The 4,444-nt window shown below is 56.3% G+C and carries 3 protein-coding genes; all 3 read left to right on the top strand.

From position 1 onward, the window contains the following. The first annotated feature begins 128 nt into the window (after positions 1 to 128). On the top strand, positions 129 to 1,673 hold the full coding sequence (locus Q0Z93_RS09695; protein WP_298065016.1) for an acyl-CoA carboxylase subunit beta: 1,545 nt from the start codon (positions 129 to 131) through the stop codon (positions 1,671 to 1,673). Between the two features lie 381 nt (positions 1,674 to 2,054). Beyond that, positions 2,055 to 3,539: an acetyl-CoA carboxylase biotin carboxylase subunit gene (locus Q0Z93_RS09690; protein WP_298065014.1), complete on the top strand. Its 1,485-nt coding sequence runs from the start codon at positions 2,055 to 2,057 to the stop codon at positions 3,537 to 3,539. Positions 3,540 to 3,566: 27 nt separating this feature from the next. Beyond that, a complete protein-coding gene (locus Q0Z93_RS09685) occupies positions 3,567 to 4,106 on the top strand; it encodes a biotin/lipoyl-containing protein (RefSeq protein ID WP_298065012.1) in 540 nt (179 codons plus the stop codon). Positions 4,107 to 4,444: the final 338 nt, after the last annotated feature.

Here is a 4,444-nt window from a genome sequence, read left to right as displayed (position 1 = left end):
GGCCGCTGGCGGACTATGCCGAGGTAGCGCGAGGAAGCCGGAGGCAAAACAAGCGAAGCGCAGTTAAAGAGAACAGTTCCCTCCCGTCCACAGTGCAAATAAAACGAACCCTTACGAAATTAACAGTTATGGGGAAAGCATACGAAAGATTTTTGGCCCGTCAAGCCACCTTAGAGAAACAATACGACGCGAAATACTACGAGAAACAGCACAACCGCGGGAAACTCACCGCACGGGAGCGGATCGACCTGCTCTTCGACGAAGGGAGCTTTGAAGAAGTAGACGCCTATGCGATCCCCGCCGCAGCGGGAGGATTCGGGAAATCCACGACCGCACTGGGTGACGGCGTGATCGCTGGGTACGGGACAGTCGGCGGGAAATCCGTGTACGCATTCTCGCAGGACTTCAACGTGCTCGGGGGATCGCTCGGGTCGGTGCACGCCGCCAAGATCGTCAAAGTGCAGAGCATGGCCCTCAAGACCGGATCGCCGCTCATCGCCTTGATCGACTCCGGCGGCGCACGCATTCAGGAAGGGATCACCAGCCTGAACGGATACGCCAATATCTTCCGGCAGAACGTGCTGGCGTCGGGCGTGATACCGCAGATCTCGGCCATCATGGGGCCGGCGGCGGGCGGGGCGGTCTATTCGCCGGCCTTGACCGACTTCATCTTTATGACCGAGTCCACGAGTTATATGTTCGTGACCGGGCCGGACGTCGTGCGGCAGGTGCTGAACGAAGAGGTCACAGCGGAAGAGCTGGGGGGGGCTACCGTACACTCCACGAGAACGGGGGTGGCGGACTTCGTCTTCAGCGACGACGAAAATACCATCAAAGGGATCAAGATGCTGCTCTCGTTCCTGCCGGCCAATAATATCGAGAACCCGCCGTTCGTCGGAACCGACGACCCGGCGGATCGAGCCGAAGAGGCGCTGCTCGACGTGGTGCCGGACGATCCGGACAAACCGTACGACGTGCTGGAGGTCATCCGGATGATCACCGACCACGGCCGGTTCTTTGAAGTGGGGGCGGGCCATGCGCGGAATCTGGTGACGGGGCTGGCCCGGATCGGGGGATATGTGGTGGGAATCGTGGCGAATCAGCCGAAGGTGATGGCGGGAACGCTGGACATCGACGCTTCGGTGAAAGGGGCGCGGTTCATCAATTTCTGCGACAGTTTCAATATTCCGATCGTGACGTTCGAGGATGTGCCGGGCTTCCTGCCGGGGACGGATCAGGAACATGCGGGGATCATTCGCCACGGGGCGAAATTGCTTTACTCCTATACGCGGGCGACGGTGCCGAGAATCACGGTGATCCTGCGCAAGGCGTACGGGGGGGCGTATATCGTGATGAACAGCAAGGGGGTGGGAGGCGACTTCTGCTATGCATGGCCGACGGCGGAGATTGCCGTGATGGGGCCGGACGGGGCGACGGCGATCCTCTACCGCAAGGAGCTGGCGGAGGCGGAAGACCCGGTGGCGCTCAAAAAGGAACTCTCGGCGAAGTATCGCGAGGAGATCGCCAATCCGTATATTGCGGACGAAAAGGGCTTCATCGACGAGGTGATCGATCCGCGGGTGACGCGCTCGAAGATTATCAATGCACTCAAAACGCTGGAAAAAAAGTCGGTCAGCTTGCCGCGGCGCAAACATGGCAATACGCCGCTCTAATCGATCACTTTTTACTGCTTGGTAACTGTTCGTTTTCTTTGCGCCGGTATTTAGCGACAGGAGGGTACTGTTCTTTTTGTGAACAAAAAGAACCAAAAAAACTTTTTGAGATGCTTGCGCATCTCTTGAGCCTGCCGGGTACCCTTGTCTTTGATTCTCTTGGGGTGTGAGCAATAGCGGGCTATCGAGTATAAATTACCTTATGCCCGCTATTGCCACACCCCCAAAAAAATGCAATGCAAGAGGACTGCGGAGCCTAAGGAGTAGCGCAGCTATCGGAAAGTCTTTTGGGTACCTTTTCTTCAGAAAAGGTACGGTTCCACACGGTCGCCAAAGAACAGTCGAAAGAAAACGAACGATTAAAGAGAGAGAGAAAAGATTATGATAAAATCGATATTGATAGCCAACCGCGGCGAGATAGCCATACGCATCTGCCGCACCGCCAAGCGGATGGGGATCAAGACCTACGTCATCCGCACAGTCAAAGAGCCCAACGCCGTTTATTTGAACTTCGCCGACCAAGTGATCGACTTTCCGGAGACCGACGGGACGACCCCTGAATTTTTGGACATCGACAACCTCGTGAAACTGGCCGTGGACAATAAAGTGCAGGCATTGCATCCAGGATACGGATACCTGTCCGAAAACGCCGACTTTGCCCAGAAATGCGCCGATGCAGGAATTAAATTCGTGGGGCCTCCGGCCAAGCTCATCAAAGACATGGGCGACAAGATCATCGCCAAAGAGATTGCCGCCAAGAACGGCGTACCGATGCTCCAGGGCAGCGAAGGCAGCGTCAAAGATGTCAAGGAAGGCGCGAAGATCGCCAAGAAGATCGGCTATCCGGTTATTATCAAGGCCGCATCGGGCGGCGGCGGGCGCGGGATGCGGATCGTGCATAAACCCGACGAAATGGAACGGATGTTCCATGCCGCATCGTCGGAAGCCCAGAGCGCATTCGGCGACCCTTCGGTCTTTATCGAGAAATACCTCGAAAATCCGAAACATATCGAATTTCAGATCGTTGCAGATGCACACGGGAATGTGGTTCATCTGGGGGAACGGGAGTGCTCCGTGCAGCGCAAACACCAGAAACTCTTGGAAGAAGCCCCGTCATCGGCGCTCGATGCCACACTGCGGAACAAGATGGCCCGCGTGGCGGTGAAACTGGCCAAAGGAGCGGGATACGAAAGTTTGGGGACAGTCGAGTTTTTGTTGGACAAAAACAAAAACTTCTACTTCATGGAGATGAACACCCGGATTCAGGTCGAACACCCGATCACCGAGGCGATTACCGGACTTGATCTTGTCGAGCTGCAACTGCGGATCGCTTCGGGCGAGAAGCTGCCGATCAAACAGAGCGACGTGAAGCTCAACGGCTGGGCCATCGAGTGCCGGGTCAATGCCGAGGATGTACAGGCGAACTTCACGCCGTCGATGGGGACGATCAAGCAGCTGCGACTGCCGCAGGGGGACAACATCAGGATCGACACCGGGATTGTGCCGGGATCGGAAATCACGCCCTGGTTCGACTCGATGATCGCCAAGCTCATCGTCCACGGCAAAGACCGGAAACAGGCCATCGAACGGACGCTGTCGGCGCTGGAGAGGTTCCATATCAAGGGGGTGAAGACCACCATTCCGTTCTGCAAGGCGGTGCTGCACAACGAGGCGTTCTGCAGCGGCGATTTCGACACTTCGTTCATCGAGACGAAGCTCGAATCGCTGGTTTATCGCGAACCGGACGAGGAGCTGATGGCAGCGATGCTGGCTTTGTACCAGTACACGCATGAGACGGTGCCGGACGTGGGGCCGGAGACGGGGATCGACCCGTGGGTGCTCAATCGGCGGATCCGGAATTTGTAATCTATCTCTCTTACGCTATTGAAAACCATGACACCGAAAAAAACTACCAATACGGCCAAACTGATCGCACTCGATACGGATACCAACGCCGAGTACGAGTTTTCGGTCAAAAACAATTACGAATACCGTTACCAGCGCAAACCGATCCGGATCGACCTGGTGCAGGAGGCGGACGGGGTGAATGTGCTCTCCTGCAACGGGATGCGCTATCCTTACGAAATTGTGCAGCAAAGCGCGAATACATACAGCATTGTGCTGAACGGGGTGAACTATAATTTCTCGGTGGAGACGCCGTTTTCGCTGAGCCGTAAGCGGATGCTGGCAGCGAAGGCGGGGCTGTCGAAGAAAGAGGTCATCAAGGCTCCGATGCCGGGCAAGATTCTGGATGTTTTCGTCTCGGAGGGGCAAACGGTGGGAAGCGGCGAGGCGCTGCTGGTGCTGGAGGCGATGAAGATGCAGAATACGATTGCCACGCACATGAAGGGGACGGTGACGAAAGTGACGGTGGTACCGGGGAAAACGGTGGGCAAGGACGATGTGTTGATCGAGATCAAAGCGGGGCAGTAAATCGGATCGTTCGTTTTTATCGCTTCGATTCGGCGGGGTTTCTACTTTCTTTGTCACCAAAGGAACTGAGCAGCGTTCCGAGGGCAGAGACCGCTTGCGAGCTATGCCGAGGTAGCGCGAGGAAGACCGCAGGTCAAAGTAGACAAAGAACCAACGCAACAGGCGAGTGCCTTCGAGCTTGCTCGAATGGCCGAGGCGCCAGGAGGAAGGCGAAACCAAAGTGCCTCCAGTCGGTTTCGCCTTGTCGGGAGTTCGCGCGTCCTGCGCGGCCTCCTCAAGGCAAAACACGACGCTTCCGGGAAGTTTTTTATACTTTCACCAAAATACCTGTTGTCGCC

The sequence above is a fragment of the uncultured Rikenella sp. genome (assembly GCF_947628055.1).
Lineage (GTDB): Bacteria > Bacteroidota > Bacteroidia > Bacteroidales > Rikenellaceae > Rikenella.
This window is presented reverse-complemented; position numbering and strand designations above follow the sequence as displayed.